The organism is Bradyrhizobium sp. USDA 10063 (genome assembly GCF_054063735.1).
Window position 1 is genome coordinate 7,052,897 of sequence record NZ_JBSSGP010000002.1, and the last position, 26,946, is coordinate 7,079,842.

Genomic DNA, 26,946 nt, shown 5'->3' on the forward strand with positions numbered 1-26,946 from the left:
TTAAAAATGAGCAATGCCCACTATAGATTAGACGGACGAAAGCCACGATGATTGCCGGACGATGCCGCTACTCAAGATTCATCACAAGACCGTATATCGCTACACCCATCCAGTGGCGTTCGGCGAGCACCGCATCATGCTCAGCCCGCGCGACAGCCATGACCTGCGCGTGGTCGAGAGCGATCTCCGAATCGAGCCGCAGCCGATGTCGCTGCGCTGGATCCACGATGTGTTCGGCAACAGTGTGGCGATCGCGGCTTTCGACGAGCGCGCGGACACGCTGTCGGTCATCTCGACGGCGACCGTCGACCATAACCCGGCCGAAGAATTCGCGCTGACGCCTGACGATCCCGCTTATTTCTATCCATTCCTCTATGACGAGGACGAGTTTCCGGACCTCTCGCAATATGTCAGGCCGCAATATGCCGATCCGAACGGCGAGATTTCGGCCTGGGCGCGGCAGTTCCTCGATGCCGAAGCGCCGACGCCGACGTTCAGGATCCTGAGCGGCATGACGCATGGCATCCGTGAAAGTTTTAGCTATCGCAAGCGCCATGAGCAGGGCACGCAGCATCCGCTCGATACGCTGCAGACCGCTTCGGGCTCCTGCCGCGACTATGCGCTTTTTATGATCGAGGCGCTGCGGCGGCTCGGCATCGCCGCGCGTTTCGTGTCCGGCTATCTCTCGACGCCTTCAGACAGCGGCCATGTCGGCGGCGGCTCGACGCATGCCTGGGTGCAGGTCTATCTGCCGAGCGCGGGCTGGATCGAGTTCGATCCGACCAATGGCATCGTCGGCACGCGCGACTTGATCCGCGTCGCCGTGGCGCGCGATCCGCGCCAGGCGATCCCGCTGCACGGCGTCTATCTCGGCTTGGCGGACGCCTTCGTGAACATGGAAGTTGCGATCACGGTCGAGCCGGTCGGCGAAGAGGAGAGGGAGGTCGAGCCGGCATGATCGAGATCAAAGTCGGCTTCGAGATTGCGTATGCGGCCGCGCAGCCGACGCCGATGGTGATGATGCTCTCGATCCATCCCTCGCGCTTTTCCGACATCATCGGCACCGAGACCATCACCGCCGGACCCGGTGTCCCGATCGGCTTCTATCGCGACAGTTTCGGCAATGTCTGCGGCAGGCTGGTGGCGCCGGCCGGCGGCGTGACCTTGCGCGGCAATGCGCTGGTGCGCGATCCCGGCCTGCCTGACGTCGTCAACCCGAGCGCGCAGCAGATTCCGATCGAGCAACTGCCGGACGAGATGATGCTCTATCTGATGCCGAGCCGCTATTGCGAGACCGACAAGCTCACCGACATCGCCTGGTCGCTGTTCGGCAACACGCCGCCCGGCTGGGCGCGGGTGCAGGCGATCACCGAGTTCGTGCATCATCACGTCACCTTCGGCTATCAGCACGCCCACCATATGAAGTCGGCGCATGATGTCTACGAGCAGCGCACCGGCGTCTGCCGCGACTTCGCCCATCTCGCGCTCACCTTATGCCGCTGCATGGGCATCCCCGCGCGCTACTGCACCGGCTATATGGGCGACATCGGCGTGCCGCCCGATCCCGAGCCGATGGATTTCTCCGGCTGGTTCCAGGTCTATCTCTCCGGGGCGTGGTACACGTTCGATGCCCGCCACAACCATCCCCGCATCGGCCGCATCCTGATGGGCACCGGCCGCGACGCCGCCGACGTCGCGCTGACAACGAGCTTCGGCCGCATGACGCTAGCGAAGTTCATCGTGGTCAGCGAAGAGGTGGTGGCAGCTTGATCCGGTCGGCGGCGGCAGGATAACAAGCAGCCATGATCTCCGACCGTCTCTTCGTCTACGGCACCCTGATGCGCGGCTTCGACCATCCGATGGCGCGGCTGCTCTCGGGCAATGCCGATTTCATCAGTGAGGCGCGCTGCCAGGGCCGGCTCTACCGGGTGGAGCATTATCCCGCGCTGGTGCTCTCGGGCGATCCCGCCGACATCGTGCACGGCGAATTATTTCGCCTGCGCGCTCCGGACGAAATGTTGCGGGAGTTCGACATGTATGAAGCCTGCGGCGAAGGTTTTCCGCAGCCGACCGAATATGTCCGCCGGATGCTGCCGCTCACATTGGCCGACGGCACCAGGGCCGAGGCGTGGACCTATGTCTACAATTGGCCGGTCGCGCACCTGCCGCGCATCGCCTCGGGCCGGTTCCTGCAGCCGTAAGCCGCCTCACTCCTCGCGCTCGAGGCGGATGTCGACCTCGCGCTCGACATAGCTCCACTCTTCGGTCGCGCGCAGCATCGCCAGCAGTTCGTCGAACAGCGCGGTGTGCTCGGGCGCGAATTCGAACCAGGTGAGGAAGTCGAAGGGTTCGCCGAGGTCGCGGCTGTGGAAGAGCTGCCGCGCGATCGCGGGCAGATATTTCAGCGTGCCGGCGATGTGATGCGACTTGTCCTCGAAGATATCGCGCCGCTCTTCCGGCGTCAGATTCCACCACGCGACCGTTTTCCGGATCGGGATCAGCGCCGCACAGCTCGCCTCCGGCCGGCCAAGTTCGGCCTGCTGCGCGTCGAGCTGGTCCTTCTCCGCACGGTTCGTATAGCGCAGATAGCTGATGACGCCGGCGAGCCGCCAGGCGGTGGTCGACGGCAACAGCGGCAGCGCGATCGCCTCGCTTGCGATGATCGACACCGCCGGCACGCGCGGCAGCGTCTCGCCCTTCACCTTGGAGATCGAGGTGACGCGCCAGCCGCCGCTCTGTCCGCCCCTGAAGGTCGTGAACATGCCTCTATCCAACCGTGGAACCGGCTGGCATTCAAGTACCAGTGTTATTGACGGGGGCGACAAGCCCGCCGCGCCTGTGAATACCGGGCGAATCGCGACAATCCTGATACTTTGAGCCCGCGCTCACTATATCGGTGACCCTTTCACGCTGGCCCCAAGATCCGCCCATGCGCTTCACCCCGCAATTCCTTGACGAGCTGCGCGCCCGGCTTCCGGTCTCGGAAGTCGTGGGCAAGCGCGTGCGGCTGAAGAAGGCGGGGAAAGAGTGGAAGGGGCTGTCGCCGTTCCAGCAGGAGAAGACGCCGTCATTCACGGTCAACGACCAGAAGGGGTTTTATCACGACTTCTCCTCGGGCAAGCACGGCAACATCTTCGATTTCGTGATGGAGACCGAGGGCGTCTCCTTCCCGGAGGCGGTCGAGCGGCTCGCTTCGATGGCCGGCATGGCGCTGCCGGCGGTTACGCCCGATGCCGCCCGCCACGAGCAGCGCCGCAAGACGCTGCACGATGTCATGGAGCTCGCCGCCAAGTTTTTCGCCGATACGCTAGCCTCGCGGACCGGCGCCAAGGCCCGCGGCTATCTCGCCGACCGCGCGATCTCACCGGCGACGCAATTGCAGTTCCGCCTGGGCTACGCGCCGCCTGATCGTTTCGCGCTGAAGGAGCATCTGGGCGGACAGGGTATTTCGACCGAGGACATGGTGGAGGCGGGGCTGCTCGTCGCCGGCGACGGCATCCCCGTGCCTTACGACCGTTTCCGCGACCGCGTGATGTTTCCGATCACCGATCTCCGCGGCCGCGTGATCGCCTTCGGCGGCCGCGCGCTGGAGAAGGACGTCCCGGCCAAATATCTGAACTCGCCGGAAACCCCGCTCTTCCACAAGGGCGACAACCTCTACAATCTCGCCACCGCCCGCCAGGCCGCCCATGACGGCGCGTTGCTGATCGTGGTCGAGGGCTATGTCGACGTCATCGCCATGGTCACCTCCGGCTTTTCGGGCGCGGTGGCGCCGCTCGGCACCGCGCTCACCGAGAACCAGCTCGCATTGCTCTGGAAGATGGCCGACGAGCCGATCCTCTGCTTCGACGGCGACCGTGCCGGCCAGAAGGCGGCATATCGCGCCGCCGATCTGGCGCTGCCGCATCTCAAGCCCGGCAAGAGCCTGCGCTTTGCGCTGTTGCCGGAAGGCCAGGACCCCGACGATCTCGCCCGCTCCGGCGGGCGTGGCGCGATCGAGGAGGTGATCTCGGCCGCCCGCGGCCTTGCCGATGTGCTCTGGTCGCGCGAGATCGAGGGCGGCAATTTCGCCACCCCCGAGCGCCGCGCCGCGCTGGAGGCCCGCATCGGCGAGCTCACCAATGGCGTTCGCGACGATGTGGTCCGCCGCTACTACCGGCAGGATTTTGCCGAGCGGCTGCAGCGCAATTTTGCCCCCGAGGCGTCCCGCGGCGGCTATGGCCGCGGCCCCTTCCGCTCGGCCAAAGGCGGCGAATCACCCCGCCGTTTCACCCCGCGCGCCCCGGGCGGCGGCCGGTTCGGCCCGCCAGCCGGCCTCGTCCAGGGGCTTGTCCGCGGCCCCTATCAGGCGGCGAGCCCGCAGCTCGCCAATAGCCCGATCATGCGCGGCCAGCGCAGCGCGCTGTCGCGCCGGGAGGCCCTGATCCTGCAGACCCTGATCAACCATCCCTGGCTGTTGCACGACCATCTGGAGGAGGTCGCGGCCCTTGAGCTCGCCCACGGCGAGGCACACAAGCTCCGCGCCGGCATCATCGCCGCGTTCGCCAACGATCACCACCATTCCCCTGATGAGGAGGAGCAGGCCGAGAAAATGCGGGCCGATCTCGCGGCAGGCGGATTTTCACAAATCCTTCAAAGGGTTGAGCGGGCAATCACGACCCAGGCGGTATGGGGCGTGCAAGTCGGCGCCGCACGCGAGGATGTTCTTTCCACGTGGCGGCAACTCGTTGCCTTGCATCAGAAAACACATGCATTACTTAGGGAAAGGAAGGACGCCGAGCAGGCTTTGGCTGAGGATTCCAGCGAAGCGAACTTGGCGTGGTTGCGGGACATCCAGGCACGAATGGCAGAAGCCGAAGGCACTGAGGCCCTGATCGAGGGATTTGGTGAGCTGTCGGGCCGGTTCCAGCGCAGCGTGTGATGAAAGAATCATGCGGACGGCCCGTGCCGAGCCCGCAAAAAGACTCGCCAAACCCATGGTTTGGCTGCAAAAACAGGGTTAAGCGAAACTTAATTGCCGCACCTTTATTGGTGCACACTGGTCGAGGCGGATCAAGGGGTGGCGACAGGTTGCGCCGCCCTTTCCGCATCAATGGGCACGAACGGAAAAAGCGGGTATTTCCGGTAGTCGTGCTCGAAAGAGGAGATAGGGCGGGACGCTTCTCCGAAGAGAATGCGGTCGCGCTCGTGATGACTTCGGTGATTCATGCGAGGGGCGTGACGACGCCGGCCTCGCATGGAACGCGTTTCGGGAGCTTGATGAATGGCCACCAAGGCAAAGACGCTGCAGGTTAAGGACAAGGAAAAAGACGACAAGGCAGCGGATGCCCCCGAGAAGGAACAGGCGGATGCGCCGTCGCCCTTGCTTGACCTCTCGGATGCTGCCGTCAAGAAGATGATCAAGCAGGCCAAGAAGCGCGGCTTCGTGACCTTCGATCAGCTCAATGAAGTGCTTCCCTCCGACACCACCTCGCCGGAGCAGATCGAGGACATCATGTCGATGCTCTCCGACATGGGCATCAACGTCACCGAGGCTGACGACGTCGACGGCGAGGAAGAGGACAAGGACACCGACGACGAGACCGACAACGAGCTTGTCGAGGTCACGCAGAAGGCCGTCACCGAGGTCAAGAAATCCGAGCCGGGCGAGCGCACAGACGATCCCGTGCGCATGTATCTGCGCGAGATGGGCACCGTGGAACTGCTCTCTCGCGAGGGCGAAATCGCGATTGCAAAACGCATCGAGGCCGGCCGCGAGGCGATGATCGCAGGCCTCTGCGAAAGCCCGCTGACCTTCCAGGCCATCATCATCTGGCGCGACGAGCTCAACGAAGGCAAGATCTTCCTTCGCGACATCATCGATCTTGAAGCCACCTATGCCGGCCCGGAATCCAAGGGCGGCCTCAACCCGACGATGATCGCGGCGCCGGACGTTGACGGCGCGCAGGCTGCCGAGGGTGAAGGCGAGACCACGCAGGCTGCGCCCGCCCATGTCGCCCCGCCGGCCGCGCCGCCGTCGCCGACCCCGTTCCGCACTGCGCCCGCTGGCGGCGATGCAGAAGTCGAGGAGAAGGATCCGGGCGAGGCCGCCGCCGAAGCCGACATGGACGACGACGAGTTCGAGAACCAGATGTCGCTCGCGGCGATCGAGGCCGAGCTGAAGCCGAAGGTGGTCGAGACCTTCGACAAGATCGCGTCCGAGTACAAGAAGCTGCGCCGTCTGCAGGAGCAGGACATCGCGAACCAGCTTCAGAGCGAGTCGCTCTCGCCCTCGCAGGAGCGCAAGTACAAGAAGCTGAAGGACGAGATCATCGTCGAGGTGAAGTCGCTGCGCCTGAACCAGGCCCGCATCGATTCGCTGGTCGAGCAGCTTTACGACATCAACAAGCGGCTGGTCTCGTTCGAGAGCCGGATGATGCGCCTTGCCGACAGCCACGGCGTCGCGCGCGAGGATTTCCTGCGCAACTACCAGGGCTCCGAGCTCGATCCGCGCTGGCTCAACCGTGTCTCGAAGCTCTCGGCAAAAGGCTGGAAGAATTTCGTCCACCACGAGAAGGACCGCATCAAGGACCTGCGCCACGACATCCAGCAGCTCGCAGCGCTCACCGGCCTTGAGATCGGCGAATTCCGCAAGATCGTACATTCCGTGCAGAAGGGCGAGCGCGAAGCGCGCCAGGCCAAGAAGGAGATGGTGGAAGCCAACCTCCGCCTCGTGATCTCGATCGCGAAGAAATACACCAACCGCGGCCTGCAGTTCCTCGACCTGATCCAGGAAGGCAACATCGGCCTGATGAAGGCGGTCGACAAGTTCGAGTACCGCCGTGGCTACAAGTTCTCGACCTATGCCACCTGGTGGATCCGGCAGGCGATCACCCGCTCGATTGCAGATCAGGCCCGCACCATCCGCATCCCCGTGCACATGATCGAGACGATCAACAAGATCGTGCGCACCTCGCGCCAGATGCTCAACGAGATCGGCCGCGAGCCGACCCCGGAAGAGCTCGCCGAGAAGCTCGGCATGCCCCTGGAGAAGGTGCGCAAGGTCCTGAAGATCGCCAAGGAGCCGTTGTCGCTCGAGACGCCTGTCGGTGACGAAGAGGATTCACACCTCGGCGATTTCATCGAGGACAAGAACGCGATCCTGCCCATCGACGCGGCGATCCAGTCGAACCTCCGCGAGACCACCACGCGCGTCTTGGCCTCGCTCACCCCGCGCGAAGAACGCGTGCTCCGCATGCGCTTCGGCATCGGCATGAACACCGACCACACGCTCGAAGAAGTCGGCCAGCAGTTCTCGGTGACGAGGGAGCGCATCCGCCAGATCGAAGCCAAGGCGCTGCGCAAGCTGAAGCATCCGTCGCGGAGCCGGAAGCTGCGGAGCTTTTTGGATAACTGACCGACACAGTCGTCATGCCCGGGCTCGACCCGGGCATCCACGAACGGCGGGCGAAAGCCCGCCGTTTCGTTTCTCCGGCCCGTCGTGATGCCCGGCGAGCGATAACAGCCTATTTCTTCTTCGCCCCGACCCGCTCGATGGTCTTGATTGCGAGCGGCGGGCGGCCAGCCTTTTCGGCGATCTCGCGGTCCTGCTCGATGATGAAGCCGCGCGCCGGCTCGTCGCCGTCGAGGCCGCCGAGCAGCTCGGCAGGCACGCGGCGGTTGGAGCGCTGGGAGCCGTCTTCATAGACGACGTTGAAAAAGGCGAACTCGCCTTTGGGATTGGTCCCGGGTTTCTTGGCCATGGGCGGCTTGTCCTCGATCAGGGAGCGCCTGTCAAAGCAAATAACGGCCTTGCCGCGATTGCCTGCCCTGCGCGAAGCAGGTTCTCCGAAGGCTGAGCTTTGCGCTGCTTCTCCTCGCGCCGGACGGATTGAGAGAATCTCGACGTGGCCGCGACGAGCGACTACGCTTCGTGGGTCATGTGGTAAATGCCGACAATTGCCTATTTTTATGGAATAGCGGTCCGAATGTTCTTCGTCGATCATCCGCCGCCGCATTTTCTTGCTTCGTACAGCGGCCATGAAGCGAATGTCTCGATCGAGACCGGCGAGGTTATCGAAGGACACTTACCTGGCAATGCGGCGCGGCTGGTCAAGCAATGGACGCTGGCACATAGGGCTGAACTGGAGGATAATTGGCGCCGAGCGCGAGCCAATCAGCCGCTCGTCAAGATTGCGGGTCTGGATGATGATTAAAGTCGCAAAGATCAAGCACCTCGGAGGCTACCGCCTGCGCGCGTCGTTCAGCGACGGCATGGCGGGAGAGTATGATTTCGAGCCCATCGTTCAGCACGGTGGGCCGATGGTTGAGCCATTGCGTGATCCGTCATTCTTTGCACGGGTCTTCCTGGAGGATGGCGCGCCGACTTGGCCGAATGGTTACGACGCCGCACCAGGCTGGCTGCGGCGTGAGATCGAGGCTGGCGGGACGTTAGTGCGCGACGTCGCTGCATGATTAGCCTTCGCCGTCGGGGCGCGCGCTTCCGCGGTAACCACGTTTCGATATTTCCCAGCAAACCCCGCCGCGGTTACCAACTGTCAGGAATTACGGCCTTTGCTTCTCGTCACATCAGCATGGTGGCGAGAGATGGTTATGCCTATCGGACGATACATCGCCTGGGTTGGCGCATCGCTTCTTGCGTTAATGTACATCGCTGACTGGTGGTCGCCACAATCCTTAACGGACGCGGCGGGTGACCCGGTCGAGCGGCCGGCCATTCGGATCGCTTCGCTCGAGCGGCCGCCCGAATTGGTCGTGATGGACACCAGCCTGCCCACCATTGTGCCGCCGCCGCCGGTCGAAGCTGTGCCGCCAAGCGCACCGCCGCCGGTGCGCGCGCTCGCTGCAGCGCCTCCACCTCCGCCTCCGCCTGCGGCCGAGATCGAGAAAAAGACCAAGAAGGCCGTCAAGCGGCAGGCGCCCAAGGTCGCCGCGGTGCAGCCGCCGCTACCGCTGGCTCCCGCGGTCGCGCCTGCCAGCCCGGCGCCGCCGGCCGCTCCGGAGATCAAGTTGTCCTTCGCGGATATCATTTCAGGGCAGCTCGTGAAGAACCTGCTTAACCTGCATTAAGGCCGCGAAGTATCGGGATCGGATCAGGTCGAATTGCACGGCGGCGGATGCCGCACTCCCTCTCCCGCTTGCGGGGGAGGGCTGGGGTGGGGGTATCTCCGCGAGTCCTCGTGTGGAGAGAGCCCTCACCCGGCGCTACGCGCCGACCTCTCCCGCAAGCGGGAGAGGTGAGCATTTTTGCCCTCGGTCGGCGCCATCGCGGCGACCCGCTGCGCCACGAGTTGGCCGCGCCCGCGCCGCGGGCCGCCGTCCGTCTGCTGCCGTCCCATCATCATGATCGCCGTGCCCATCGCGCTCGAGCCGAGCGTGACGATGAAGCCGAACAGGAGCAGCCCGAGCGCGATGCCAGGCGTATGATCGGCCAGGATCAGGTCACGCAGGCGGCCGGGATTGAGCAGCAGCAGGCCGCCGACCAGCAGCACCGCCAGCGAGGCGCCCGCGGCGAGGTTGATCGCGAGCAGCCGGAATAGCGGCGCTCCGAAAACGAAGGATTGGCGCGACGAGGGCGCCTCTTCCTGCATGTCGTTCATCATGAAAGTCTACCGCATTTGCGAACGACAGGGACGGCGGCTCACCCGACAAGCGGGCGAATTGAAAAGCCGCGCCGGTTCTGATTAACAACCGGCATCGTCCCAGCTTCGTTCCTAAAATCCGGCCCGAGCGCGCGGAGTATACACGACGCTTCAATCAAGTGTCAGTCGACCGACCGCATCGCGGCCGCCGCTTCCGGTTGGGACCACGACAATCTCGCCGCTCGCCGGCAAAATGCCGGTGAGTGCCCGAATATTGGCGCCGTGCGTCACGACAAGCAGGATACCGCTCCCGGTCCATGTGTCGATCACCGCGCGTGCCCCGGCGGTCAGAGCCGCAGTTTGATCGCTGAGCACCACCACATTGCCGAAGGTGGGCTCGGCTTCGACCGGCCCCAGTCCCAAGAGCGTTGCCGTGTCCATGCAGCGGCACCAGGGCGAGGAGAGGATTTTCGCAACCGCAATCCCTTCCGACCTGAGCCGCGCCCCGATCCTTGCGGCATCCGCGCGGCCCTTGGCGCTGAGATTGCGCTGCGTGGCGCAGTCATCAATTTTGAACCCGGGCGGATCGCCGACGCCGCCCGGCGCATCGGCATGGCGCATCAGGGCAACATGCCTCCCTGCGCGCAACGCGGTCCAGGCCTCGGCCTCGCCGGCGCTTGCGATATCGGGCGCGGCGCAGAGGACGAGGAGGATCGTGAAAATGGCGAAGCGGATGCGATCCATAGGGCGAAGCCGCTTAAAAATATGCGATCAGGCGGCCGGCGCAGACGGCGCCGACCCACAGCAGAAGCGACAGCAGCGCCGTGGCTTTTGCGCCGCCGGATGCTTCGCCTCCCCACAGCGCAACTTGCCGCCAGGGGCCGGCATGCGCGATCACGACATTGAGCAGCGCGACCGCAATCAGCAGCAGCTTGGCCTGGAACGCGGGATTGCGCACCACATGCGCCGCGTCCGCGCTGAACAGCAGGAAACCCATGGCGATCGCGAGCAGAAAGCCGACGCGCGACAAAGGCAGCAGCAATTGCGCCATCGGCTTGATCGGTATCGTGCGCCCCAATCCGAGCAGCCTCACATCGAGGGCCAGGATCGAGCCCACCAGCACAACAAAGCCGAGGATGTGCAGGATCTCGACCGCGGGATAAAGCGAGGGTGAGCTGCGCATCAGATGCCCCAGCGCGCTCTCCTGCAAAGCCAGGAAGATCGGCGGGGCCGGATCATGTTCCACTCTGACCTACCGCAATTCGAAGCGCTTGCCGTCGAGAACGATATATTCGATCCGAGCCTCGTCCGGATTATTGGTGTGGGGATAGCCGAACACGGTGCAGGTCTTGCCAGGCGCGATAAGGTCCGGCGTGATTCCGCGCACCTGCATGCGCGAGGGCGGCGCCAGCACGAAGTGCCAGTGCTTGCCGCCAACCTCCATCTCGATCTCGCAGTGCGGATTCTGGAATGCGGATTTGAGGATTTCGCCGGTGACAGTGAACGCCTTGGAGGTGTCGTAGCCGCCCCAACCGTGATGGGCCATTGCCGCTGCCGGACAAAGGGCAGCCGCCAGCGACAGGAAAAAACGACGGGTGATTGATCTCATAAGCTGCCTCCGAAAATGAAGGGCAACACCGAGCCGCGCCGCACCCGTATAGCTTGGTTTGCGTCGCCGCTCAAACGCGCGACCGCGCAGGGTGTCGCAGTCCGCTAAGGAAAACGCCGACCGTGCGCGCCAGGCCGCGCGGCAAAACGTCCCGCGGGCATTTTGACGGATGTGAGTTTCGCGGGCATGATCGGCGTTCCCGCCGACCGTTCTTTTCTTGAAGGAAATTCGACATGCTGAGGCTTAGTCTGGCCGCCCTACTGCTTGTGCTGTTCGCGTCCGGCCCGGCCAGGGCTGCCCGCTGTGGCGGCGACTTCCACACGTTCATCGCCGGTGTTTCGCAGGAAGCAGCCGCGTCCGGCATCTCGCAGAACGTGATCTCGCAGGCGCTCGATGGCGTGCAGCAGGATGCGGGCGTGCTCGCCTTCGACCGGCGCCAGCGCGGCACGTTCCGCAAGAGCTTTGAGCAATATGTCGCGACCCGCGTCGGACCCGGGCGGATCAATACCGGGCGCGCGATGCTGCAGCGCTATGCCGCGCTGCTTGCGAGCATCGAACAGAAATATGGTGTGCCGCGCCAGATCCTGGTCGCGATCTGGGGATTGGAGAGCGATTACGGCAAGGGGGACATGGGCAAGCTGCCGGTCTTCCGCGTGCTCGCCACGCTCGCGCATGATTGCCGCCGCACCGAGCTGTTCCAGAACGAGCTGCTCTCGGCGCTGCAGATCGTGCAGCGCGGCGATCTCCGCCTGAACGACATGATCGGCGCCTATGCCGGCGAGATCGGCCAGACGCAATTCCTCCCCTCATCCTACATCAAATACGGTGTCGATTTCGACGGCAACGGCCATGTCGATCTGCGCCATTCGGTGCCCGACGTGCTCGCCTCCACCGCGAACCTCCTGCACACCAACGGCTTCAAGATGGGCGCGTCCTATGAGGAAGGTAGCGCCAATTTCGAAGCGATGCGCGAATGGAACAGGGCCGTGATCTACCGCAAGACCATCGGCTATTTCGCCGATCAACTCATGGGACGATGATGACTTGGTGGGGTGGGTTAGCGAAGCGTAACCCACCATCTTGCTTGCTACAACCACCGCCGTCATTCCGGGCTCGATGCTTCGCATCGCCCCGGAATGACGGCATGTGTTGGAGCGCGAGCCATGCATAAATTGCCCGACGGGCAAATCACCAAAAGTCTGTCCAGTCTTCACGCGAAAAATATTCCGCTTCCGTCGTCGGGCAAATCAGTGATTTAACTCCGCGCGTCTCACCCGAATGAGGGGCGGCTCGCGATCGTCACGAACGTTGCGGTGAGATGCGGTGGACGCGATGGGTGTGACTGACGAGCGCGCCCATCACGGACGGCGAAGTCGTGTGGGCTATATTTTGGCATTCGGCGAAACACGCCGAAACTACAAAAACCCTTTGTTTATAGGCTTTTTTGACTAGCCTGTTTCGGGGCGCTTCGGCGGGTTTCGCCAAATCTAGGGCCCGGCCCCAAGCCATCGGACAGGGATCGCAACCAGACCCGACAGCCCAAGGGCCGGCCCTATTGGTCTCAAACCTCTAGGAGCCTGAAACCACATGAATACTACCACGACCACCGTACCCTCCGGCAAGCGCGGGCGCCGGGGCAGCGTCATTCTCACCGACCGACTCTGCGAGAAGCGGGTCGCCGCGCGGGACAAGTTCTACGACCGCAAATGCCCCGGTCTCTATATCAGTGTCATCCCGGCGGGCGCGGCCACCTTCAATTTCAAATTCACCGACCCGGCCACCGGCAAGCAGCGCAGCGTCCGCCTCGGCGTCTACAATCCCGAGACCTTCACCACCGACGATGCCCGCAGCAGGGTCTATGCCTTGAAGGCCCTCGATCCGGCCGCGCTGGTCGAGCAGTTACGCCAGCAGAAGGCCGCCAAGGGCAAGCACGGCAAGACGGTGGCGGAGATCATCGAATTGCGGGTCAACTGGATGCAGCAACTCGAAATGAAGGACGACGGCGAGGAGCGGCCCCGGATCGAAAGCTGGAAGAACGTTGCGAGCCATCTGCGGCGCTTCGTCAAGCCGAGGCTCGGCCACAAGATCGCCAGCGACGTGACGCGGGACGATATCGCGAAACTCACCGACGACATCCTCGACGGCAAGTTCGGCAAGCGGTCGAGGAGCAACGCCCGCCACATGCGCCGCGCCGTCTCCGGCCTGTACAATTGGGCCGCACAGCCGGGCCGGAGCTACATTCCGGAATTCTGCCGCCCCTGCTGGAACCTGCCCAAGCTGCCCAAGGAGCACGCGCGCAAGCGGGTGCTGTCCGAGGACGAGATCAGGACGCTGTGGCACGGCCTCGATCGCGACGATCTGCCGTGGGATCGCATCACCCGGCTGGCGATCAAGTTCGAGTTGGTCACCATGCTGCGCTCGGCCGAACTAGTCGCCGCCCACCGCGACGAATTGTTCGATCTCGACGGGCCGATGCCGCGCTTCGACGTCCCCGCCAAGCGGGTCAAGAAGCGCCGGGTGATCGAGCAGCCGCTGTCGTCCCTTGCGGTCGAGATCATCCGCGAGGCGCTGGGGAGCGAGGATCAGACGTTCGTCTTCGAAAGTCCGGTCTATCGCGGCCAGCCGATCCACCGCACCACAATGGCGACGGCGCTGCGTGGCACCAAGCACGAGAAGTGCAAGGGCAAGACCAAGACGCCGGGTCTGTGCGAACTGCTGCGCTTGAAGCCGTTCACGCCGCATGATCTGCGCCGCACGGCGGCGACGCTGGCTGGTGAACTCGGCTTCTCGGAGGCCGCGATTGCCAAGTGTCTTGACCATGCAGTCACCAAGGACGACGGTGAGAGGGTCAACCGGGTGACGAGCACCGTCTATAACCAGTCGAAGCGGATGCAGCAGAGGCGCGCGGTGCTCGACGGGGTCGCCGCCGAACTGCGGCGGATCATCGGCGCGCCTGCGCCAGCGCAGCAGGCGGACACCGGACTGCGGCTCGTCGCCTGACCGCCCGCGCTCCTGATTGCCCGATCATCGGCCCGATCCCGCTCGCCGGGGTCGGGCTTTCCTTTGCGGGGACCGATCAGGTCGCCAAAATGGCGGACTTGGAGCCAACAGATCAGGCGTCGGTCAGTAGGTCGTAATCACGGGCGAGCTTGAAACGAGTGTAGATCGCGGCTCGCTTGACTGTGCCCGGATCGCAATCGCCAACGCAAACCGGGACAATCTCCCAATTGCTGTCCACCCGATCGCTGACAAGAACAACATCGATATCCACGCCCTCGCAGCCTTCTCGCTCGCGGATATCTGCCAGCGCAAGCCGTCTCAATTCGTGCGCTTCAATCAGTGTCTTGCTCATGTGGCATCTTTCCTGCATTTCATGCTTTATTTAGGAACACCAGCGTGAAACTCCGCAAGCCGTCCGGGTCTAAATCGGCCTACTCCCGGCGGCTGGCATATACATTCTTGATTTCGTCGTCCGTCATTTTGTAGCGTTGCGTCCGCGCCTCGGGAATGGTCGCCAAGCGCACATCCGACGGAAGCACAAGACGAGCGCTGATATTGAAATGAGGGTACGTGCCCCTGATTTCCGGGTGCAATTCGGCTGCGACCTCGACATCGGACTGTGACACATAACGCCCGCCCCAATCCTCGATGATGTGCTTAAGGGGCCGGCGGTCCCGCATCACGCCCTTGGTCTTGGTCTGCGCGTCCAACCATTCATAGGCAATTCGGATACAATCGTCATGCTCGTGCAAGGGCTTCTCGTTGCTGTAACGGACGCGCTTCTTAGCTTCCGAAATCTCTTGTGCTGTTAACACGTTGGTTCTCCCTGCCCATCACTCCTCATCCGGGGTGCCGACCGATACAGCGCGATCCTAACCGCCTCGGTCAAGCGTATCGCGCAACCATGGCGCCAGTTTTCAACACTACGACCGGGAGTAGCTCCGACGCCTTCCCCACCACAACAGCATGATAATTTGCCGATCGATCCGGCGTGCGGTTTGATGGCGGCCATGCCCGTTCTTACCCGCCGCCGCGATCTCGACGCCCGCCAGGAAAGCTGGCTGATCTATTTCGGCGATGTCCATGTCGGCACCGTCCGGCGGCGCAGCGGCAAGCCCACCGACACCGACCCTTGGCAGTGGCGCTGCGGCTTCTATCCCGGCTCCAATCCCGGTGACGGCGCCTCGGGCACCGCCGCGACCTTCGTGAGCGCGCGGGCCGCGTTCGAAGCGGCGTGGGCGATCTTCCTGCTCAAGCGCACCGAGGCCGACTTCGAGGCGTGGCGGCGGCAGCACGACTGGACAGCGCGGAAGTACGCTGCGTGGGCGCGCGGCGAGAACCTGCCGAGCCAACGGCCCAACTCGGTGATGCGCTGCGCGTGCGGTGCGGCCTTCGACAGCCACGATCCGGCCGAGAGCTACGATCACCGCAGGCACATCTATGCGGCGCAACAGAGGGCTGCGGTCTGATAAAGCGCGCCTTGCCCTGACGGAAAATTCAGGTCATGCTCGTTCCGCTGTGGGGCAAGAATGACCACCTCGGATCAAATTCGTTCTCTCGCGGGCGAGGGCCTGAGCACGGCCGAGATCGCCCGGCGCTTGGGTATTCGGTATCAGCATGCTTATGGCGTCCTGCACAATTCTGGCGGCGTAAAGCCAGGGTTCGCTGACGGTGGGCTCCCTCGATCCAGACCACCTCTGACCGCAGCGGAATTGCTCGCTGGTGGCTTTGGTCTGTCAGCGCGCTGGAAGCTTTCCGTGTCCGCACAATTGGCTTTGGATCGCTCTGTGCCGAAGGAGGTCGGCGTCTACGCCTTCGCGCGCGAGGAGACCGTGCTCTATGTTGGCGTGGCAACGATCGGCCTTGCCAAACGGCTCTATTGGTACGCAAAGCCCGGTCCGGGTCAGATCACCAATCTTCGGCTCAATGAAATGCTCAAGAGCGAGCTAAAGATCGTGCCGCACATCGACGTGTACACGGCGACGCCACCCGATTTCGAGTGGAATGGCCTGCCGGTCCATGGTAGTGCCGGGTTGGAATTGGGCCTGATAAAGAAATACAATCTACCTTGGAATGTGCGAAGCGCGCGGTGATGACTACAAAGATCACTAGGGACCTTGTTTTCGGTTTTTTCGCCGCCGAGGCAACGCGACTGTCCCGCCGATCCATCCCAAGGCAATGCCGGTGATCCTGACCACGGACGAGGAGCGCGACGTTTGGATGCGGCGGCCGTGGGATGAGGCCAAGGCTTTGCAGCGACCGCTGCCGGATGACGCACTAGAGATCGTGACGCGGGGTGCTGAGAAGGAGGATAACGCTGCGGCTTAGTAAGGGCACTATACCCATGCTGCAAGCACTGGTAGAAGGACGCCTCGAGCAAGAACCTGACGGGATCGTCCATGGGAGAGATGCACTTCAAAGTCCAAGTTGAGAGCGACCACATTAAGCGGTTAACTGCGGCCAGACCCATTCCAGCGCTGGCCGAACTTATTTGGAACGCCTGTGACGCAGATGCAACCCGCGTTGACGTTGAGCTAGAGGCAAACGAACTAGGATTGCGGGCAATAGTCGTGCGGGACAATGGCCACGGCATCCCACACGACGAAATCGAACAGCTTTTTGGCAAATTGGGTGGGTCATGGAAGGCGCGAGGTGCCCGGTCGAAAACCAAATCGCGCATTTTGCACGGTAAGGAGGGCAAGGGGCGCTTTAAGGCGTTGGGGCTGGGTCGCGTTGCAGACTGGACGATCATTTATAAGGACGAACGTGGACAGCCGTATCGTTACACACTGTCCCTGATCCGTGATGATCTCGTAGATGTGAGAGTATCAGAACCGGTCAAAGTCGACACCGCACTTCCAACGGGTGTCGAGGTGCGAGTTAGCGAACTAGATCGCGCATATCGATCCCTAGAACCGCCGCTTGCCACTGGCGCACTTGCACAGATTTTTGCACTATACCTGACCGAGTATCGAGATGTTTCGATTTATGTCGAGCACGAGCGCATTGATCCGGAAGAACTGATTGCAGGTCGGAGAACGTTCCCGCTATCCGACATTCTAGATGGCGGCAAGCAATATCCCGTCACCCTTGAACTGATCGAGTGGAAGATGCCGTGCGAGCGGTGGATGTTTTTGTGCGGAGAGAGCGGCTTTCCGTTTCACCGCACATCACCATCGTTTCATACGTCAGGCCACCAGTTTGCTGCTTACCTGAAATCGTCGTTCGTGGATTTGCTCCAAGAACAAGGGTTGCTCGATTTGGCCGAATTGAGCGCGCCCATTAAGGAGAAGCTCGACGAGGTTGCCGAGGTTATTAAGCAGCATTTCAAGAAGCTGGAAGTTTCCGCTGCACGTTCCAAGATTGATCAATGGAAGAAGGAAGACATTTATCCGTACCGCGATGAACCGATGACACCGGTTGAAATCGCTGAACGGAAGGTGTTCGAGATTGTTGCCCTGAATGTCGACAAGCACCTTCCAGACTTTGAGGAGGCGGCACGTCAGACCAAGGCGCTACAGCTTCGGATGCTGAGACAGGCGATTGAGCGGGGTCCTGATGAATTACAGCTTATCCTTAAGGAGGTCCTCGACCTTCCAGCCCGCAAGCAACAAGAGCTTGCGAAGCTCCTCGAAGATGCCGATCTCGGAAACATCATCAGCGCCTCAAAGCTCGTCGCCGACCGCCTCAAGTTCATTCACGGCCTTGAGGCTCTCTTATTTGATCCGGAAAGCAAGAAATTGGTGAGGGAACGGAGCCAGTTGCACCGCATTCTGGCTGAAAGCAACACTTGGGTGTTCGGAGAGCATTTCAGTCTGACGGTCGACGATCAATCGCTTACGGAGGTGTTACGCAAGCATCGGCAACTGATCGGCGATAACATCGTCATAGATGCGCCCGTTAAGCGGATCGACGGCAAGACCGGCATCGTTGATCTAATGCTCTCGCGTTCGGTACCTCAAAACCGAATGGATGAGCGCGAGCACTTGGTAGTGGAGCTCAAGCGGCCGACAGTGGTAATCGGCGGTGAAGAGATTATGCAAGTGGAGAAATACGCGTACACGGTAGCAAAAGACGAGCGCTTTCGCGGCCTTAGAACGCGCTGGACATTTTGGGTTGTCTCAAATGATCTGGATGAGTTTGCATCAGTGCGGACACGACAAAAAGACAAGCCGCGCGGTCAGGTCTCTCAAACCGAAGACGGTCTTGTCGAGGTGTGGGTCAAAACGTGGTCAGAAATCATCGCGGAATGCAAGGCGCGGCTACGCTTCGTCCAGGAACATCTTCAAGCGAACGTGGATAAGGATGCCTCGGTGTCTTACCTAAAGGCGACATATGATCGCTATTTGGCAGGCATTGAGATTGGCGAAGATGATGCGGCATAGCGAGCGTTCATTGTGGCACGGAAAAAGAAAGGGCGGAGACGGTTCGTAAAGCCGGACGACTATTTCGCAGCAGGACCGTTAGAGATCGCCCGGTTCGGGAAGAATACGGTCATGCGCTCGCGTGCAACCGCCGAACAAGTAGCGGCCGCCCAAACCAAGATGGCGACACGATTTCCTACCGTCGTTGCCGAGATCGATGCACTGGTGTCATCCATCGCCGCCCAGATAGCGCGACTACCGCCAGATCGCCTCCTTCATCGGGCTTGGTGGGAATTCGCTACGGCTGTGGTCGGTATCGGCGATAGAAAGGACGAGATGGATCAACTCGCGGCAGCGAGGATGGTTGACTACGTCCAAAGTGTCGTTGCATCGGTCAAACCGGCCAAGGAAGCCGACGAAGTCAGCGAAGAGGATTGGATCAGACTTAAGGCGGACGTGAGGACACTGTTCGAGCGCCTTACACTCGAGTATCAATCCTGTGCGACCGCGCACCGCCGAAGCCAAGACCCGCAACTCGACATGGAACTCGAGGGCTTTCGCGTGCGGGCTGAGATGCTTTGGCTAAACATCCGAGGCAAGCGCTACCATGTCCATGAAAGACAGGCCTTGATCGATGTACTTAGTCCTCACTCCGACGTTCTGCTAAGGCTATTTGGCATCGACGCAACCACCTTGGTCGGTGAATTTGACAAGGTGCTGACGAAACTCACTGGCGGGCTGGTCGAAGTTGCGTCGGACATGGCGGCCTTTCGCGATAAGACGATCGACCAAGTCGAGAAACTCGCGGACCAGCATCCCGAATTGGACGTCGAAGAACTCCACGCAAAGGCCTTTGAAGATGGCGAACTAGCTCTTCTCGGCGAAAAGGTCGCCGGTGGATTGCTTGGCTTGGACCTGTTCGATGTTGCCAAAAACACCGCCATTCCTCAACCGCTGCTCGACCAGCTAACTTGGTCCCCGGGTGAGGACGCTGAATTCTTTTCGCCCGGTGACTTCCGTGGCTGGCCGTTACGAATTTGGCCCACAATGAAGCGACCTTTCATTCGCATTGATGGGCGCGTGCTCTGTTTCGATTTCTTTAGCCTGTTCGATAACATCTACCGTGTCCTGCGGCGCATCGTAATTCAGCACGACCCGAGCTATACGGAGATCTGGAACGACCGCCAAAAGCTTGTGTCAGAGGAATTGCCCTTTGCCTATTTGGGTCGCCTTCTGCCGGGGGCCACGATCTACAGGCCGGTCTATTATCGTTGGAAAGCGGGTTCTGGCCCGGCGCAATGGCACGAAGCCGACGGTATTCTCATTTTCGATGATCACCTGATCATCATCGAGGTCAAGGGTGGCGCATTTACTTACACGTCTCCCGCGAACGACTTGCCCGCTCACCTGGCATCGCTTCGCAATCTGCTCCAAAGTCCCGCGCGTCAAGGCAGTCGCTTTGTCGATTACCTTGAAAGTGCACCCGAGGTCCCCATCGCGGACAGCAATCACAATGAGATCGCGAGATTGCGCCACAGCGACTTTCGGCAAGTGACGGTTTGTACCGTGACGCTCGATGCCTTCACGGACCTTGCTGCGCGAGCCCAGCATCTTGCCTCGCTTGGGATCAGCATCGGCCAACGACCAGTATGGCCTCTCTCGATCGACGATCTGCGCGTCTATGCCGAGCTGTTTGATAACCCACTCGTCTTTCTTCACTTCATCGAACAGCGGGTGCGCGCCGGACAGTCCAAGTATGTAGACCTCAACGATGAGATGGATCACCTCGGGCTCTACATCGAACAGAACAACTACAGCCAATTTGCCGCACAGATGATGGAGAACCAGTTCGATCGGCTTGGTTTCGGCGGCTTCCGCACTCCGATCGACGAGTTTTTTTCGGCTAGGCTCCGAGGCGAGCAAACCACTCTGCCGAAGCAATCAATGCCACCCAAACTGGCAGAGATCATCAGTTTTTTGGCTCAGACGAATAGGCCTCATCGTTCTGAGCTGGCAAGTTTTCTGCTTGATGGTTCCGGTGCATTTAGGGATACCTTCGTCGCAGCGATCGAGCAGGCGCTTCGCGATAACAGGGAACTAAAAAGAGCACGTCCGCTGTCGATCTATGGGGCAATGGCGATGACCCTGTATGTTTGGTCGCCTTCGGCGCCCGCGCTCGGTCAGCCAGCTGAGGATCACGTCCGCGCAGTGATGGTCGCCCGCGATGAAGCGAGCCGCCGCCTTGTGGAACTGACATATAACGACGACGGTGTTCTCATCGACGCTCAAATGAAACACGTAACCCTCGCAGGTCTTGCAAACGCCGAACTGGATCGCATCAAGGCAGCCAGCCTTTCGTTGCAAAGTGAACGTCTTGGACGGGCACGCGCACAAGGCAAGATCGGTAGGAACGACGCGTGCCCCTGCGGGAGCGGTAAGAAATACAAACGGTGTCACGGTCGCAGCGCATAGCTCCAGCTTGGTGGGTCCTACCAATCGGTAATCTGCGGGCGGGTACGCGCGACCGCCCTATTTGCGCGTATTTCGCCCGGGTGTTTTTGGGCTTTGCTTCCTCGCGCCGTAAACGGCCGCTGGTGAGTCTTTCGGTCGGCGGCTCTCCGGCCGGGCGATTTGCGTAAATGCGGGTAAACACGTTTACCGGCCCGCCAATGGGCATGCTGGACGAAGGCGCGGCAGCAAGACGGGAAACCAAGAAACCCATCCGCCGCCGCGCCAGTGCACTGCCGCTGCTCGATGGACGGCAGCGCATCCTCACCGGGCACCATCCGGGCGGGCGCCAGCCGAGGGCGCCGGGATCAATTGCACGCCCAGTAGCGCCTGCGGATCGATGTCCGGCCGGTGCATGATCGGCCCGCCCTCGGCGGCTTGGCGCCAAACCAATTCGGCCTCCTCCCGCTCGACCGCGAGAAGATCGGCCAGGATTTCCGTCTCGGCCTGCCGGCGCTGCTCGGCATCCAGTGCATTCGGGTCATCGGAGGACTCGGTGATCTCGCGATCGAGCGCGGCGATCAGCGCGTCCTGACACAGCCATGCGACAAACGACAGCACATCCGGCGCTCCTTCGGCAAACCCGATCGCGCCCGCCGTGGCGTTGTAGATTTTGACCGGCATGCTACGCGTCGGGAACATGACCGGCTCGCCGAAATCGACGAGGTGATGTGCGAGTGGCCGACCGGCTTCCGCCATTGCGGCGATCTGCTGCCGCATCTTCGCCCTTGCGATAGCGCTCGGCCAAGGCGCTGCACGAGTGCGATCGAGATCAGATCGTAGCTCACGCCCCCTGCGGCGAAGGCGCTCAATTGCAGCGACGATGGTCTCGCCCTTTTTCAGTTGAGGCTCGATCGGCTGCATCGCGATCACCATGCCGGCGGGCGTCCGCTTGATCCAATCCTCGGCGGCCTTGACCTGACTGGCGAGGATGTTTCGACGACCAGCGTGCTGCTCCTCCTGGCCTTTGAGCCGCGCAAGCTCGGCTTCCTTCTTCCTCAGCGCTGCCTGTTCGGCCAGTACAGTGGGGTCGTCGTCGGTAAGATTGCCGCCGCCTGCGACGCCGCGTGGCGCGCGCAACTGGTTCAGGCGGATGCGACGCCGCTCGACCTCCTCGCGCGCTTCCTGCCATGACTCGAAACCGACGCGGGCGAGAACAGCCTCCTCGTCGTGCTGCCGCCGCGATGTCTGCAATCGCTCCGCTGCCTCATCGGGCAGCGTATCGCCCGGGTCACCGATCGTCGGGAAGAGGACCGTGGGTGTAAAGCCGGGAACGATCCCCGCGTGCAAGGGCGAGCCGGCTGGCGCAACGGGAATGCCGGCTTCATTTCGGAATGAGTTGCGCGTCATGGATGTACCTCGCTGATGATCACTCGCGCATAAGAGCACGTCCCGTTTGCAGCGAAACCCGGGTAGCTCGCTGCAAAGGCGCGCGGCATATCGGCAATGTAGAGCATGCTCCGCTCGATCATCGCCAGCTAGCTGCTGTAGATGGTGATGACGTAGGCGGACAGGTTGGCCGCCGACCAAGGATATCATCGATCGTCCGCACCGCCGGCACATGCCCGCCGCGTGATTTTAGAATGCCCCAGAATAGTCGTCGGCGATCGTTGGTGTGACGACATTCGACATCGGCGCGCGTCCGTATCCAAGGGCCGCCTGCATAGCGGAGAAGATCATCATGGATACGCATCGATTGCTGATGGCGGCAGAGACCGCGATAATACTCTGCCGCCAACTCGCGAACCAAGCGGTCCCGCTCGGCTATGGCGGATAGCGTCTCCAAGGAGCGCTGGCCTGGCCGGACACGGAGCATCTCGCGCAGGCGTGCTAGCTCGTCTAGCGAGAGCGCATCGAGATTTAACCGTCTCGGTGTGGTCATACAGCGACGCGCGGCGTGTTATCTGTGGGCTTGTCCTGCTCGCGGAGCACCCACATTCTCCACGCCCCCGGGATGTCTGTGTCGCGAGGTATCGGACGGGACCCGTAATAGGTACGGAATTTTTCGGCGACGTAGGCGATATGTTCAGCCGTCCAGCCTCGTGACATCGCAAATTCTCTGTCCTCCCGCGATGGATGCCAGTTCTGAGGAACGAACACTCGGCCACTCGACTCCGGTAGATTAGAGCTCGCTACTGAGTTGGGAGTATCGCGGTTTGAATTACCAGCAAGCTGCGGAGAGAGAGCCTCTCTCTGTTCTTCTTTGGGTGTGGGTGTGGGTGTGGGTGTAGGTGTAGGTGTAGGTGTAGGTGTAGGTGTAGGTGTAGGTGTAGGTGTAGGTGTAGGTGTAGGTGTAGGTGTAGGTGTAGGTGTAGGTGTAGGTGTAGGTGTAGGTGGCATTGCGTTCGCATGTGCAGTCGTAGTGCGTTCGGAAGGCCTTTTCTCTTTTGACCACCGAGCGTTAGCGGAAGCCCTGTTCTTCTCCACCTTTTTCCGGATGTACCGTTGCTCGTCGAGCAGACGGACATGCGTGATCCAATTGCCGGACGGTTTGCAGAATTCATCGATTAGAGGACGGACTTCCCTCCCGACCTTGGCGGCCGGCTTGCGTAGGTGGCGTGCGAGCCAATCATCGTCGTTCGGAATTCGGCACTGCGGTGCTTTCCAGATAAGGATCAGCAAGCGCAAGTAGAGGCCAAGCTGCGCGTCAGTCAGATGCAGGGTATCGGCGCTCAAGTCGTCGACCCACAGCGGCATCGAGGGGAGCTTCGTCATGAAGGCCCTCCGAATTGCGATTTGGTGATCGGGGTAACAGATTTCATCGCCCGGCTCCCAGTTGCGGGGTTCGGATAGACCGGGTTATGAAGGGGGCCGCTCAAGGTCCCGACCTTCGTCCGGTCGGAAGTAAATTTTGAAGCGCCGCCCTTCTGCCGGGCGGCGTTTTTTCGTTTCAGGAGGCGTTAGTCGGGACACCATCTGAAACTTTTACGGATGAGCTTGACATATCCAGAGCCCATTGGCAAATTTTACGAATGGGTACTCGTCATGGCGACACTTAGTCAGTTGGTGGCTGCGATAGCCACTGTGGAAGGATTAGAACCGGAGCGCGTCGGCGCCATCGCGCGGTCTATTCGCGAAGAGAGGCTCATCCAGACGTCCGGGCGAGGAACCTCGGCCGCGCGAATGGAGGAACGAGACGCGGCGAACCTGTTAATCGCCACGAACACAGCGGACACGGCGCGCGCTGCGCCTGCCGCCGTGAAAGAATATCGGGCGCTTCAAGCGAAGCGTCGACCAAGCCAATTCGGCAGCGAGTTGGAAGAACTGATCTCGGCGGCCAAGCGGGAATGCTTGGGCGACTACATAACCAAGGTCGTTACCCTTCTTGGCACACGCGGTAAGGCGCTAGGTAAGCGGCCATATGCGAACAGGGACTATCGGTTAGAGGTCGAGTTCGAGAAACCGACTCCTTCGGTTCTACTCGGAATTTGGGGTCCACACGGTCAAAGCGACTACATCAGCTTTTTCGATCGACAGGCAACGAACCAAGCCAACGGCGACCGCAGGGACAGAACGCGGATCACTCACCGCACAATTCTGGCTGTCGCCGATGTGCTTCGAACGTAGGAGCAAGGCATGAAGGAGCGCGAAAACGATTGCATCGCTGACGACTTGCTCGAAGGCGCAGAAGAAATCGCGCGTTTTATGTTCGGCTCAACCGACAAGCGGCGCCGCGTCTACCATTTGGCTGCACATTCGAACCTGCCGCTATTTCGGCTGGGCGAAGTGATCTGCGGTCGCCGGAGCACACTGCTTGCGTGGATAGCCGAACAAGAGAAGGCAACGCGATCGAAGGGTAGCTCGGTCGGAGCGAGGACTCCGCGATGACTGTAGCAAATCGACAGGAACCGGAAACGCATGATGTGGGATCGGATAGGTCCCGTCCTCGACGCATGCTGAGCGAGAAGCAGGTCTTGGAGATCGTCCCTGTCGGTCGCACCACACTCTACAGGATGGAGAAAGCCGGCCGGTTTCCGCGATCGACTTACATCAGCCCGAACCGCCGCGTTTGGTTTGAGGATGAGATCGTCGCTTGGCAGACCGTGGTCGACGAATTCAACCCGAACCGGGGTCGCGGCAAAGGGCGGCGCCAGCGAGTCTCGTCTGGCCTGTCCTAGGCGCCTCCGCCAAAAACACGCGGGTATCCTCCACTAGAACTTGGTTGCGCGTATCCAATTTTTCAACGATAGAATGTTACGGGGGGATTCATCAATGGCGCACTTCGTTGATGCCGCGGTTTGGCGGGATGCTAAATGCGAAATAGAGCAAAGCGGCTTCGCGCTTTTAAGGAGGTGGAAGCCTCATCTTTCGACCGATCAGGTTCTCTCAGAGCAAAAATTAGCTACGCGATTCGAGGCAGCATCTCGAGCCCATGAGATTGAGCCCCGTGCCGAAGCGCCTCTGAATACATATAGCGGCCAATACGGACTTGGGATTTTTCCGCCGCACACTGATATGGCGCACTGGCCTGAACCGCCGCGCTACATCTGGCTGCGCTGCCGCAGGGGATACGAGGCGATTATTACCTTTCTATTGGACGGAAACGACCTCGTCGCGCGATGTGGGCCGAATCTGCTGGCACGCTCTCTCGTTCGCGCGCGTCGTCCGCTAAACGGTCGATTTTCGCTCATGCCGCTTTTCCAGCCATCGCGGGCGCAAACCAGCTCGCTCTTGAGATGGGACGAAACTTTCATAGTACCCGCATCCGATACCGCTGCCGAAGGCATGAGGGCCGTAAGACGGGTAATCAGTGACCAGCGACAGATAGCCTTTTCGCTGGCTTCACCGGGCGACACGCTCGTCATCGACAACTGGCGGATGCTGCACGGCAGATCAGCCGTACCAGAAGCTTGTACGGACCGACTCATTGAACGCCTCTATCTACGGAGCTTGTATTGAACGACCACCCCCTCGAAACCGCGCCAGCATCTAAAACTTGGGATGTCGATGCTTTCTTCGCTAAAGCGCAGCGTTACGCGGAAACGATGCTGACTGAGGACCGCGACCATTGGCGCTTTGCCCTTTGGTCGAGCTTGACGCTGGAACATCTTCTTCGAGCGGCACTGGCGGATTTTAGCCCAGCTTTGCTGGCGGACACCTCCGATTGGAACAATCTCTACAGTGCGCTTGGCTACGAACCGACAGCGAAAAAGTTCATTCCGAAATCTATTCCCACCGCAGAGGTGATCAGTAGGCTCAGCGCGATTCTTCCTGATTTTGACACCGAGATCGCGGGGTTCTGCAAACGCCACACATCGCAGCGAAATGCCGAACTGCATTCCGGCGAAATTTGCTTTGATGGGCAAAAGCCCTCTTCGTGGCTTCCACTCTTCTATAAGGCGTCGAAAGTTCTCTTAGAGTCCGTCGATAAGGATTTGGCGTACCTGTTTGGGAATGACGAGGCAAACACGGCCGAAAAGGTCGTTGCGGCCTATGCCGACGAAGCGGCCAAGGCGGTTCAAGGTACGATCAACGCACATAAGTTGGTATGGGAGAAAAAGGAGCAGTCAGACCGCGATGATCTGGGCGCGCAGGCCAAGTTATGGGCAACGCGCCAGCGCGGCCATCGCGTGACCTGTCCCGCGTGCCAATCCGACGCGATCGTTACTGGCGATTCGATTTCTGCTCCGCAAAAGACGATCAAGGAGGATTTGATCACCGAGAAGCAAGAGCATCTTCCGGCTCGCTTTGAGTGCATTGCCTGCGGGATGAAGATTGCTGGGCTGTCTCAACTTACAGCAGCAGGGCTGGGCGATGTTTATATTCAAACGCTTTCATACGATGCGAGCGAGTATTATGCCGCGCCGGATGAGGACGATGAGGACGGGTGGGAACCCGACAATAACGAGCCCTATTGATTGCCGGTGCCGACGCTTGAACTAGG

Annotated in this window: 28 protein-coding genes and 3 pseudogenes; 20 read left to right on the forward strand and 11 right to left on the reverse strand. The window is 61.1% G+C overall.

Annotation, left to right across the window (positions count from 1 at the left end):
* The first annotated feature begins 61 nt into the window (after window positions 1-61).
* The 3 genes from ACVJGD_RS35270 to ACVJGD_RS35280 are packed head-to-tail and all read left to right on the forward strand — an operon-like array spanning window position 62 to window position 2,201.
* Window positions 62-958, forward strand: coding sequence for a transglutaminase family protein (locus ACVJGD_RS35270; RefSeq protein ID WP_456638517.1), 897 nt, complete (start codon window positions 62-64; stop codon window positions 956-958).
* Window positions 958-1,770: a transglutaminase-like domain-containing protein gene (locus ACVJGD_RS35275; protein ID WP_456640479.1), complete on the forward strand. Its 813-nt coding sequence runs from the start codon at window positions 958-960 to the stop codon at window positions 1,768-1,770. The genes ACVJGD_RS35270 and ACVJGD_RS35275 overlap by 1 nt, the downstream gene beginning before the upstream one ends.
* A 32-nt stretch (window positions 1,771-1,802) precedes the next feature.
* A complete protein-coding gene (locus tag ACVJGD_RS35280; protein WP_456638518.1) occupies window positions 1,803-2,201 on the forward strand; it encodes a gamma-glutamylcyclotransferase family protein in 399 nt (132 codons plus the stop codon).
* Between the two features lie 6 nt (window positions 2,202-2,207).
* Here the strand turns inward: ACVJGD_RS35280 and ACVJGD_RS35285 are convergent, their stop codons facing one another.
* Window positions 2,208-2,762, reverse strand: a complete 555-nt coding sequence (locus ACVJGD_RS35285) for a chlorite dismutase family protein (protein ID WP_456638519.1) — start codon at window positions 2,760-2,762, stop codon at window positions 2,208-2,210.
* A 167-nt stretch (window positions 2,763-2,929) separates the two neighbouring features.
* Between ACVJGD_RS35285 and dnaG the strand changes: the two genes are divergently transcribed.
* Together dnaG and rpoD are read left to right on the forward strand one after the other, a co-directional pair.
* Window positions 2,930-4,921, forward strand: a complete 1,992-nt coding sequence (gene dnaG, locus ACVJGD_RS35290; RefSeq protein WP_456638520.1) for a DNA primase — start codon at window positions 2,930-2,932, stop codon at window positions 4,919-4,921.
* 342 nt (window positions 4,922-5,263) lie between these two features.
* Window positions 5,264-7,396 carry an RNA polymerase sigma factor RpoD gene (gene rpoD / locus ACVJGD_RS35295; RefSeq protein ID WP_456638521.1) on the forward strand — a complete coding sequence of 711 codons (2,133 nt, stop codon included), beginning with the start codon at window positions 5,264-5,266 and terminating at the stop codon, window positions 7,394-7,396.
* A gap of 109 nt (window positions 7,397-7,505) precedes the next feature.
* On the opposite strand, the gene ACVJGD_RS35300 is transcribed toward rpoD, so the two are convergent.
* A complete protein-coding gene (locus ACVJGD_RS35300; protein ID WP_130226563.1) occupies window positions 7,506-7,742 on the reverse strand; it encodes a hypothetical protein in 237 nt (78 codons plus the stop codon).
* A 225-nt stretch (window positions 7,743-7,967) separates the two neighbouring features.
* Here ACVJGD_RS35300 and ACVJGD_RS35305 point away from each other — a divergent pair, with 225 nt between their 5' ends.
* The 3 genes from ACVJGD_RS35305 to ACVJGD_RS35315 all read left to right on the forward strand — a co-directional run bounded on the left by ACVJGD_RS35305 (window position 7,968) and on the right by ACVJGD_RS35315 (window position 9,069).
* Window positions 7,968-8,195 carry a DUF4160 domain-containing protein gene (locus tag ACVJGD_RS35305; protein ID WP_456638522.1) on the forward strand — a complete coding sequence of 76 codons (228 nt, stop codon included), beginning with the start codon at window positions 7,968-7,970 and terminating at the stop codon, window positions 8,193-8,195.
* Window positions 8,185-8,454 (forward strand): DUF2442 domain-containing protein, encoded by a 270-nt coding sequence (locus ACVJGD_RS35310; RefSeq protein WP_456638523.1) that lies wholly within the window; start codon window positions 8,185-8,187, stop codon window positions 8,452-8,454. Before ACVJGD_RS35305 ends, ACVJGD_RS35310 begins: the two co-directional genes overlap by 11 nt.
* Before the next feature lie 138 nt (window positions 8,455-8,592).
* Window positions 8,593-9,069, forward strand: coding sequence for a hypothetical protein (locus ACVJGD_RS35315; RefSeq protein ID WP_456638524.1), 477 nt, complete (start codon window positions 8,593-8,595; stop codon window positions 9,067-9,069).
* 125 nt (window positions 9,070-9,194) lie between these two features.
* On the opposite strand, the gene ACVJGD_RS35320 is transcribed toward ACVJGD_RS35315, so the two are convergent.
* The 4 genes from ACVJGD_RS35320 to ACVJGD_RS35335 form a co-directional block, all read right to left on the reverse strand.
* On the reverse strand, window positions 9,195-9,590 hold the full coding sequence (locus tag ACVJGD_RS35320; RefSeq protein ID WP_456640480.1) for a hypothetical protein: 396 nt from the start codon (window positions 9,588-9,590) through the stop codon (window positions 9,195-9,197).
* 162 nt (window positions 9,591-9,752) lie between these two features.
* The gene (locus ACVJGD_RS35325; RefSeq protein ID WP_456638525.1) at window positions 9,753-10,325 is read right to left on the reverse strand and encodes a histidine phosphatase family protein; all 573 of its coding nucleotides are present in this window, start codon (window positions 10,323-10,325) and stop codon (window positions 9,753-9,755) included.
* Between the two features lie 13 nt (window positions 10,326-10,338).
* Window positions 10,339-10,827 carry a hypothetical protein gene (locus ACVJGD_RS35330; protein ID WP_456638526.1) on the reverse strand — a complete coding sequence of 163 codons (489 nt, stop codon included), beginning with the start codon at window positions 10,825-10,827 and terminating at the stop codon, window positions 10,339-10,341.
* 6 nt (window positions 10,828-10,833) lie between these two features.
* Window positions 10,834-11,190 carry a DUF6152 family protein gene (locus ACVJGD_RS35335; RefSeq protein WP_456638527.1) on the reverse strand — a complete coding sequence of 119 codons (357 nt, stop codon included), beginning with the start codon at window positions 11,188-11,190 and terminating at the stop codon, window positions 10,834-10,836.
* A gap of 233 nt (window positions 11,191-11,423) precedes the next feature.
* Here ACVJGD_RS35335 and ACVJGD_RS35340 point away from each other — a divergent pair, with 233 nt between their 5' ends.
* On the forward strand, window positions 11,424-12,230 hold the full coding sequence (locus ACVJGD_RS35340; RefSeq protein ID WP_456638528.1) for a lytic murein transglycosylase: 807 nt from the start codon (window positions 11,424-11,426) through the stop codon (window positions 12,228-12,230).
* A 547-nt stretch (window positions 12,231-12,777) separates the two neighbouring features.
* Window positions 12,778-14,190: a tyrosine-type recombinase/integrase gene (locus tag ACVJGD_RS35345; RefSeq protein ID WP_456638529.1), complete on the forward strand. Its 1,413-nt coding sequence runs from the start codon at window positions 12,778-12,780 to the stop codon at window positions 14,188-14,190.
* 112 nt (window positions 14,191-14,302) lie between these two features.
* Here ACVJGD_RS35345 and ACVJGD_RS35350 read toward each other — a convergent pair whose 3' ends face one another.
* Window positions 14,303-14,542, reverse strand: coding sequence for a hypothetical protein (locus ACVJGD_RS35350; protein WP_456638530.1), 240 nt, complete (start codon window positions 14,540-14,542; stop codon window positions 14,303-14,305).
* Window positions 14,543-14,621: 79 nt separating this feature from the next.
* Window positions 14,622-14,942 carry a hypothetical protein gene (locus ACVJGD_RS35355; RefSeq protein ID WP_456638531.1) on the reverse strand — a complete coding sequence of 107 codons (321 nt, stop codon included), beginning with the start codon at window positions 14,940-14,942 and terminating at the stop codon, window positions 14,622-14,624.
* Window positions 14,943-15,200: 258 nt separating this feature from the next.
* On the opposite strand from ACVJGD_RS35355, the gene ACVJGD_RS35360 reads away from it, so the two are divergent.
* The 5 genes and pseudogenes from ACVJGD_RS35360 to ACVJGD_RS35380 form a co-directional block, all read left to right on the forward strand.
* On the forward strand, window positions 15,201-15,659 hold the full coding sequence (locus ACVJGD_RS35360; protein ID WP_456638532.1) for a hypothetical protein: 459 nt from the start codon (window positions 15,201-15,203) through the stop codon (window positions 15,657-15,659).
* A gap of 60 nt (window positions 15,660-15,719) precedes the next feature.
* Window positions 15,720-16,283, forward strand: coding sequence for a GIY-YIG nuclease family protein (locus tag ACVJGD_RS35365; RefSeq protein WP_456638533.1), 564 nt, complete (start codon window positions 15,720-15,722; stop codon window positions 16,281-16,283).
* Window positions 16,284-16,335: 52 nt separating this feature from the next.
* Window positions 16,336-16,518 (forward strand): annotated as a pseudogene (locus tag ACVJGD_RS35370) (SOS response-associated peptidase); the annotation flags it as partial.
* 71 nt (window positions 16,519-16,589) lie between these two features.
* Window positions 16,590-18,575, forward strand: a complete 1,986-nt coding sequence (locus tag ACVJGD_RS35375) for an ATP-binding protein (protein WP_456638534.1) — start codon at window positions 16,590-16,592, stop codon at window positions 18,573-18,575.
* A gap of 2,373 nt (window positions 18,576-20,948) precedes the next feature.
* A pseudogene (locus tag ACVJGD_RS35380) lies at window positions 20,949-21,026 on the forward strand (SEC-C metal-binding domain-containing protein); the annotation flags it as partial.
* Between the two features lie 300 nt (window positions 21,027-21,326).
* Here ACVJGD_RS35380 and ACVJGD_RS35385 read toward each other — a convergent pair.
* The 3 genes and pseudogenes from ACVJGD_RS35385 to ACVJGD_RS35395 all read right to left on the reverse strand — a co-directional run.
* Window positions 21,327-22,412: a hypothetical protein gene (locus ACVJGD_RS35385; protein WP_456638535.1), complete on the reverse strand. Its 1,086-nt coding sequence runs from the start codon at window positions 22,410-22,412 to the stop codon at window positions 21,327-21,329.
* Window positions 22,413-23,223: 811 nt separating this feature from the next.
* Window positions 23,224-23,457, reverse strand: coding sequence for a hypothetical protein (locus ACVJGD_RS35390; RefSeq protein WP_456640605.1), 234 nt, complete (start codon window positions 23,455-23,457; stop codon window positions 23,224-23,226).
* A 74-nt stretch (window positions 23,458-23,531) separates the two neighbouring features.
* A pseudogene (locus ACVJGD_RS35395) lies at window positions 23,532-23,777 on the reverse strand (DUF1376 domain-containing protein); the annotation flags it as partial.
* A 270-nt stretch (window positions 23,778-24,047) separates the two neighbouring features.
* Between ACVJGD_RS35395 and ACVJGD_RS35400 the strand changes: the two are divergent.
* From ACVJGD_RS35400 to ACVJGD_RS35420, 5 genes are all read left to right on the forward strand, one after another.
* A complete protein-coding gene (locus ACVJGD_RS35400; protein WP_456638536.1) occupies window positions 24,048-24,629 on the forward strand; it encodes a hypothetical protein in 582 nt (193 codons plus the stop codon).
* Window positions 24,630-24,638: 9 nt separating this feature from the next.
* On the forward strand, window positions 24,639-24,890 hold the full coding sequence (locus tag ACVJGD_RS35405; protein ID WP_456638537.1) for a DNA-binding protein: 252 nt from the start codon (window positions 24,639-24,641) through the stop codon (window positions 24,888-24,890).
* Between the two features lie 65 nt (window positions 24,891-24,955).
* The gene (locus tag ACVJGD_RS35410) at window positions 24,956-25,180 is read left to right on the forward strand and encodes a helix-turn-helix transcriptional regulator (protein WP_456638538.1); all 225 of its coding nucleotides are present in this window, start codon (window positions 24,956-24,958) and stop codon (window positions 25,178-25,180) included.
* Between the two features lie 94 nt (window positions 25,181-25,274).
* Window positions 25,275-25,961 (forward strand): TauD/TfdA family dioxygenase, encoded by a 687-nt coding sequence (locus ACVJGD_RS35415; protein WP_456638539.1) that lies wholly within the window; start codon window positions 25,275-25,277, stop codon window positions 25,959-25,961.
* Window positions 25,958-26,920 carry a hypothetical protein gene (locus tag ACVJGD_RS35420; RefSeq protein ID WP_456638540.1) on the forward strand — a complete coding sequence of 321 codons (963 nt, stop codon included), beginning with the start codon at window positions 25,958-25,960 and terminating at the stop codon, window positions 26,918-26,920. Before ACVJGD_RS35415 ends, ACVJGD_RS35420 begins: the two co-directional genes overlap by 4 nt.
* The last annotated feature ends 26 nt before the right edge of the window (window positions 26,921-26,946 follow it).

Bases quoted from the DNA above. Each gene is read 5' to 3' on its own strand.
- ACVJGD_RS35320 (WP_456640480.1), bottom strand. From the start codon at position 9,590: ATGCAGGAAGAGGCGCCCTCGTCGCGCCAATCCTTCGTTTTCGGAGCG.
- ACVJGD_RS35360 (WP_456638532.1), top strand. From the start codon at position 15,201: ATGCCCGTTCTTACCCGCCGCCGCGATCTCGACGCCCGCCAGGAAAGC.
- ACVJGD_RS35315 (WP_456638524.1), top strand. From the start codon at position 8,593: ATGCCTATCGGACGATACATCGCCTGGGTTGGCGCATCGCTTCTTGCG.
- ACVJGD_RS35325 (WP_456638525.1), bottom strand. From the start codon at position 10,325: ATGGATCGCATCCGCTTCGCCATTTTCACGATCCTCCTCGTCCTCTGC.
- ACVJGD_RS35285 (WP_456638519.1), bottom strand. From the start codon at position 2,762: ATGTTCACGACCTTCAGGGGCGGACAGAGCGGCGGCTGGCGCGTCACC.
- ACVJGD_RS35300 (WP_130226563.1), bottom strand. From the start codon at position 7,742: ATGGCCAAGAAACCCGGGACCAATCCCAAAGGCGAGTTCGCCTTTTTC.
- ACVJGD_RS35415 (WP_456638539.1), top strand. From the start codon at position 25,275: ATGGCGCACTTCGTTGATGCCGCGGTTTGGCGGGATGCTAAATGCGAA.
- ACVJGD_RS35305 (WP_456638522.1), top strand. From the start codon at position 7,968: ATGTTCTTCGTCGATCATCCGCCGCCGCATTTTCTTGCTTCGTACAGC.
- ACVJGD_RS35400 (WP_456638536.1), top strand. From the start codon at position 24,048: ATGGCGACACTTAGTCAGTTGGTGGCTGCGATAGCCACTGTGGAAGGA.
- ACVJGD_RS35335 (WP_456638527.1), bottom strand. From the start codon at position 11,190: ATGAGATCAATCACCCGTCGTTTTTTCCTGTCGCTGGCGGCTGCCCTT.
- ACVJGD_RS35375 (WP_456638534.1), top strand. From the start codon at position 16,590: ATGGGAGAGATGCACTTCAAAGTCCAAGTTGAGAGCGACCACATTAAG.
- ACVJGD_RS35405 (WP_456638537.1), top strand. From the start codon at position 24,639: ATGAAGGAGCGCGAAAACGATTGCATCGCTGACGACTTGCTCGAAGGC.
- dnaG (WP_456638520.1), top strand. From the start codon at position 2,930: ATGCGCTTCACCCCGCAATTCCTTGACGAGCTGCGCGCCCGGCTTCCG.
- ACVJGD_RS35410 (WP_456638538.1), top strand. From the start codon at position 24,956: ATGCTGAGCGAGAAGCAGGTCTTGGAGATCGTCCCTGTCGGTCGCACC.
- ACVJGD_RS35270 (WP_456638517.1), top strand. From the start codon at position 62: ATGCCGCTACTCAAGATTCATCACAAGACCGTATATCGCTACACCCAT.
- ACVJGD_RS35280 (WP_456638518.1), top strand. From the start codon at position 1,803: ATGATCTCCGACCGTCTCTTCGTCTACGGCACCCTGATGCGCGGCTTC.
- ACVJGD_RS35345 (WP_456638529.1), top strand. From the start codon at position 12,778: ATGAATACTACCACGACCACCGTACCCTCCGGCAAGCGCGGGCGCCGG.
- ACVJGD_RS35365 (WP_456638533.1), top strand. From the start codon at position 15,720: ATGACCACCTCGGATCAAATTCGTTCTCTCGCGGGCGAGGGCCTGAGC.
- ACVJGD_RS35310 (WP_456638523.1), top strand. From the start codon at position 8,185: ATGATGATTAAAGTCGCAAAGATCAAGCACCTCGGAGGCTACCGCCTG.
- ACVJGD_RS35350 (WP_456638530.1), bottom strand. From the start codon at position 14,542: ATGAGCAAGACACTGATTGAAGCGCACGAATTGAGACGGCTTGCGCTG.
- ACVJGD_RS35340 (WP_456638528.1), top strand. From the start codon at position 11,424: ATGCTGAGGCTTAGTCTGGCCGCCCTACTGCTTGTGCTGTTCGCGTCC.
- ACVJGD_RS35385 (WP_456638535.1), bottom strand. From the start codon at position 22,412: ATGACGCGCAACTCATTCCGAAATGAAGCCGGCATTCCCGTTGCGCCA.
- rpoD (WP_456638521.1), top strand. From the start codon at position 5,264: ATGGCCACCAAGGCAAAGACGCTGCAGGTTAAGGACAAGGAAAAAGAC.